Genomic DNA, 4,417 nt, shown 5'->3' with positions numbered 1-4,417 from the left:
CTTCTTCCGTCTGTGCGCCGCCAGGGACTCGAACCCCGGACCCGCTGATTAAGAGTCAGCTGCTCTAACCAACTGAGCTAGCGGCGCCTGCTGACAGAGAAAATACTACCTGGTCCCGCGGGGTGCTCGTGACCACCCCGCCGGGACCTCGCCCCGTCCGCCTCAGAGCGCCAGCGAGAGCACCACCGGGGCGGCCTTCCGGTTGAGGGTGTCCGCCGCCGCGCGCAGTCGGTGGGCGTGTTCGATCGGAAGGGACAGCGCCAGGCAGCCCACGGCCGAGCCCGCCGTCAGCGGAACGGCCGCGCACACCGTGCCCACCGCGTACTCCTGGAGGTCGAGCACGGGAACGGTCGCCGGCTGGCTGTCGAGCTTGGAGAAGAGGATCCGCTCGCTGGTGATCGTCCGGGAGGTCAGCCGGGCGATCTTGTGGCGCGAGAGGTGGTCCCGTCGACCGTTCTGGTCGAGTTGGGTGAGCAGGCACTTGCCGACCGCGCTGGCGTGCGCCGCCGAGCGGAAGTCCACCCACTCGTTGACCTTCGGCGTGCGCGGGCCGTCGGCGAACTGGGTGATCTTCACCTCGCCGTCGATGTACCGGCTGATGTAGACCGCGGCGCCGACGGAGTCGCGCAGCTCGGTCAGGGTCTCCTGGAGCTTGGCCTCCAGGGCTTCGCGGCGGGTCAGGCCGGAGCCGAGGAGGACGAGGGAGTCCCCGATCACGTAGGCGCCGTCGGCGACCTGCTCCACGTACCCCTCGCGGCGGAGCATGAGGAGGAGTGAGGACAGGTGGACGACGGGCAGGCCGGTCTCGCGCGCGATCTGGACGTCCGTCACTCCGCCACCGTGCCGTGAGACCGTCTCGAGGACGCGCAGGGCGTATTGCACCGAGTGGAACGGCGCAGTGGGCTCGGGCTTCAGCGCCACGGTTTCCCCCTAGCAGGTTGTGACCGCAAGCTTTCGTACCACGATAGCTGCCAAGGGCCCTCTGCGGGGCGGCTGTTGGCGAGAATGATGCGGCGGATCGGGCCCCTGGGCTGCGGCGCGCCACCCTGGCATATGCCCATGTCATGAGTGGTGTGCAGAGCCTCAGGTCAGGGACGTGCACGCCGGCGCACGCATCGGTCTTCGGCCATGGGTGAACGGTGCGTTCCCGCCGGTGGGACGGGGTCGGTGGCCGGTCCCGAAGGTCCGGGGCGTCCCGGAGGGGAATAAGCGGAGGGGTCCTCCCGTTATGGCCCCGACACATCCACACGCGTGCCGAGGAGGGGTCCGACGGTGACCGACGCAATTCGAGGAGAGGTGCGGGGGACCGCGCCCGTACCGCTGTCCGTGCTGGACCTGGTGACCGTCGGCAGCGGGCGGACCGCGTCCCAGGCGCTCGCCACCAGCGTCGAGCTGAGCCGGCTCGCCGAGCGCCGCGGCTTCCACCGGCACTGGGTGGCCGAGCACCACTCCATGCCCGGGGTCGCCTCCTCCTCGCCGGCCGTGATCCTCGCCCACCTCGCGGCCCACACCCGACGCATCCGGCTCGGTTCGGGCGGCGTCATGCTGCCCAATCACGCCCCCCTGGTCGTCGCCGAACAGTTCGGCACCCTGGAGGCCCTCGCCCCGGGGCGGATCGACCTCGGCCTCGGCCGCGCCCCCGGCACCGACGGGGCCACCGCCGCCGCCCTGCGGCGCACCGGGGGGCCCGGCGGGGGCCGGGAATCCGGGGACGACTTCCCGGAGCAGCTCGCCGAGCTGACCCGGTTCCTGGACGACGACTTCCCGGACGGGCACCCGTACGCCCGGATCCACGCCGTGCCGGGGCCGGTCCAGGGGCCGGACGGGCGCCCGCCGATCTGGCTGCTCGGCTCCTCCGGCTACAGCGCCCGCCTCGCAGGCCTGCTCGGACTGCCCTTCGCCTTCGCCCATCACTTTTCGGCCAGGAACACGATCCCGGCGCTCGATCTCTACCGGGATTCCTTCCGGCCCTCCGGGGTCCTCGACGCGCCGTACGCCATGATCGGAGTCTCGGCGTTCGCCGCCGAGGACGCGGCCGGGGCCCACCGCCAGGTGCTCGCCGGCGCCCTCGCGATGCTGCGGTTGCGCACCGGACGGCCCGGTCTGGTGCCGACGCCGGAGGAGGCCGCGGCCTACGGATTCGGCCCGGCCGAGCGGGAGTTCGTGGACGGCTGGCTCGCGAACGTCGTGTACGGCACTCCGGACGGGGTGCGCACCGGCCTGGACGACCTCCAGAAGCGGACGGGGGCGGACGAGCTGATGATCACGGCCAATGGGCACGGCGGCGCGGAACGGGTCCGGAGCTACGAGCTGATCGCCGATGCGTACGGGCTGCCGGAGTTGCCGGCGTCGTGAAATCCTCGTTTCCTGACGGCGATTGGTTCGACCCCGAACGAACCGCCGGCCTTCCCTAAGTGAACCTTAAACCGCTTGTCACCGATGGTGGCGAGCGGTTCTTTTCTGTGCTGCGCGGTCCTGACGAGGGCTTTCCTCGGCAAATTGGTCTAGTCCTCAATCTGGTTCAGACCATTGACGAGCCGTTCATGCGGCGGATATCACTGCTCCAACTTCCGTACCGCCACCCCTCCCGGAGGCCGCACGTGCACCCCCGTAAGCCCTTGACCGCCGCGCTCCTCAGCTCGGCCCTCGCCGCCGGCGCGCTCGCCGCCACGGCCGGCCTCGGCTCCGCCCAGGCGGCCGAAACCGCCACCACCGCCTCCACGGGCGGCGTGAAGATCGCGTACTACGACCAGTGGAGCGTGTACGGGAACGCCTTCTACCCCAAGCACCTCGACGAGCGGGGCATCGCGGCCGACCTGGACGTCATCAACTACTCGTTCGGGAACATCCACCCGACCGACCTCACCTGCTTCGAGGCCAACAAGGCCGCGGGCGACGACAACAACCCCAACGCGGGTGACGGCGCCGGCGACTCGTACGCCGACTACCAGAAGTCCTTCTCCGCGGCGGACAGCGTCGACGGCGTCGCCGACAAGTGGGACCAGCCGATCGTGGGCGTCTTCAACCAGTTCAAGGAGCTGAAGGCGAAGCACCCCCACCTGAAGATCAACATCTCGCTCGGCGGCTGGACCTACTCCAAGTACTTCTCGGACGCGGCCAAGACCGACGCCAGTCGCAAGAAGCTCGTCGCCTCCTGCGTCAAGCAGTACATCCAGGGCGACCTGCCGGTGGAGGGCGGCTTCGGCGGCCCCGGCACCGCGGCCGGCATCTTCGACGGCATCGACATCGACTGGGAGTACCCGGGCTCGCCCGATGGTCACCTCGGCAACCACTACGCCCCCGAGGACAAGCAGAACTTCACGCTCCTCCTCGCCGAGTTCCGCAAGCAGCTCGACGAGTACGGCGCCGCGCACGGCGGCAAGAAGTACCTGCTGACCGCCGCGCTCCCGGCCGGCCAGGACAAGATCAAGAACATCGAGACGGACAAGATCGGCGCGTACCTCGACTACGCGAACATCATGACGTACGACATGCACGGCGCCTGGGACGGCGACGGGCCGACGTACCACCAGTCCCCGCTCTACTCCGGCACGAACGACCCCACGGACCCCATCAAGCCGGGCACCGAGAAGTACTCGATCGACAACGCCATCGACTCCTGGATCGACGGCAAGCCCGCCTACGGCATCACCGGCGGCTTCCCGGCGAACAAGCTGACCCTCGGCTACGAGTTCTACTACCGCGGCTGGAAGGGCGTCCCGGCCGGCACCGCCAACGGCCTCGCCCAGCCCGCCACCGGCCCCTCCGGCGCCCGCCCGCTCAGCCAGCAGCCCGGCATCGCCCACTACAAGGAGCTCGGCGGCATCGTCGACAACGCGGCGACCACCTTCTGGGACGACCAGGCCAAGTCCGCCTACTTCTACAAGGACGGCGAGTTCTTCACCGGTCTGGACAAGCGCACCATCCAGGCGCGCGCCGACTACGCCCACAACCGCGGCCTCGCCGGCGCGATGATGTACTCGCTGCTCGGCCTCGACGCCAACGCGACCCTCTTCAAGGACATCGTCGCCGCCGTCGGCTCGTCCCCGACCACCCCGCCCACGACCCCGCCGACGACGGAGCCCACGACCCCGCCGACCACGGAGCCCACCACCCCGCCGACGACCACCCCGCCGACCACCGAGCCGCCCACGGGCTGCACCGCCCCGGCGTACGTGGCCGGCACCATCTACACCGGCGGCAGCCTCGTCTCCCACAACGGTCGCACCTGGAAGGCCCAGTGGTGGACCCAGAACGAGGAGCCCGGCACGACTGGCGAATGGGGCGTCTGGAAGGACCAGGGCGCCTGCTGAGGCCCTGATCCGCCGAGCCCCGCACGACCACTGCCCCCGCCCGGAATGTCCCTCCGGCCGGGGGCAGTTCCACGTCCGGAACCCGGCCGCGGGCCACCCGCGGG

At 70.3% G+C, this 4,417-nt stretch carries 3 protein-coding genes and 1 tRNA gene; 2 read left to right on the top strand and 2 right to left on the bottom strand.

The window, feature by feature from the left end; all coding sequences use genetic code 11:
- Positions 1–13: 13 nt before the first annotated feature.
- Together ACFW2Y_RS34880 and ACFW2Y_RS34875 are read right to left on the bottom strand one after the other, a co-directional pair.
- A tRNA-Lys gene (locus ACFW2Y_RS34880) sits at positions 14–87 on the bottom strand.
- Between the two features lie 75 nt (positions 88–162).
- Entirely contained in the window at positions 163–921 is a 759-nt protein-coding gene (locus tag ACFW2Y_RS34875; protein WP_384887490.1) for an IclR family transcriptional regulator, read from the bottom strand.
- A gap of 351 nt (positions 922–1,272) precedes the next feature.
- Here ACFW2Y_RS34875 and ACFW2Y_RS34870 point away from each other — a divergent pair, with 351 nt between their 5' ends.
- Together ACFW2Y_RS34870 and ACFW2Y_RS34865 are read left to right on the top strand one after the other, a co-directional pair.
- Positions 1,273–2,355 (top strand): LLM class flavin-dependent oxidoreductase, encoded by a 1,083-nt coding sequence (locus ACFW2Y_RS34870; protein WP_384887487.1) that lies wholly within the window; start codon positions 1,273–1,275, stop codon positions 2,353–2,355.
- A 245-nt stretch (positions 2,356–2,600) separates the two neighbouring features.
- A complete protein-coding gene (locus tag ACFW2Y_RS34865) occupies positions 2,601–4,313 on the top strand; it encodes a glycosyl hydrolase family 18 protein (protein ID WP_384887484.1) in 1,713 nt (570 codons plus the stop codon).
- Positions 4,314–4,417: the final 104 nt, after the last annotated feature.

Origin of the sequence: Streptomyces sp. NPDC058877 (genome assembly GCF_042742855.1) — a bacterium.
Taxonomy (GTDB): Bacteria; Actinomycetota; Actinomycetes; order Streptomycetales; family Streptomycetaceae; genus Streptomyces.
This window is presented reverse-complemented; position numbering and strand designations above follow the sequence as displayed.